The organism is Blautia wexlerae, assembly GCF_013300825.1.
GTDB lineage: Bacteria > Bacillota > Clostridia > Lachnospirales > Lachnospiraceae > Blautia_A > Blautia_A wexlerae_B.
In genome coordinates this window covers 1-339 of sequence record NZ_JAAIMY010000114.1, presented here as the reverse complement: position 1 = coordinate 339, position 339 = coordinate 1, and the positions used below count along the sequence as shown (strand labels likewise).

At 44.2% G+C, this 339-nt stretch carries 1 protein-coding gene; it reads right to left on the bottom strand.

The window, feature by feature from the left end; genetic code table 11:
- Positions 1 to 9 precede the first annotated feature (9 nt).
- Positions 10 to 309, bottom strand: a complete 300-nt coding sequence (locus G4417_RS16675) for a helix-turn-helix domain-containing protein (protein ID WP_055060664.1) — start codon at positions 307 to 309, stop codon at positions 10 to 12.
- Between the last annotated feature and the right edge of the window lie 30 nt (positions 310 to 339).

Here is a 339-nt window from a genome sequence, read left to right as displayed (position 1 = left end):
AAAAATCTGTCAGTCATCACAGATTTTTATTTCAATATGTTTTCCAAGTGCATTCGCATATTTCTCCAATACAACCAGTGTCGGTACCCTGCCTCCGCTCTCGAACCGGGCCATATTCGACGGCTTTATCCCTGTAATATCCGCTATTTCCTGCTGCGTCATTTTCTGGCGGTGTCTCTCCTCCACTAACTGCCGGATTGTTTCCGAAGATCTGCTCAACACCTTTTCCTGGATCTTCTCTGTATATACTTCCAGTCTCTTTTCCCTGGCTTCCTTTTCTGTCAGGTATTCTTTCATGTTCTCCTGCATTTGCTTATCTCCCTATCCCATCTCTGATAA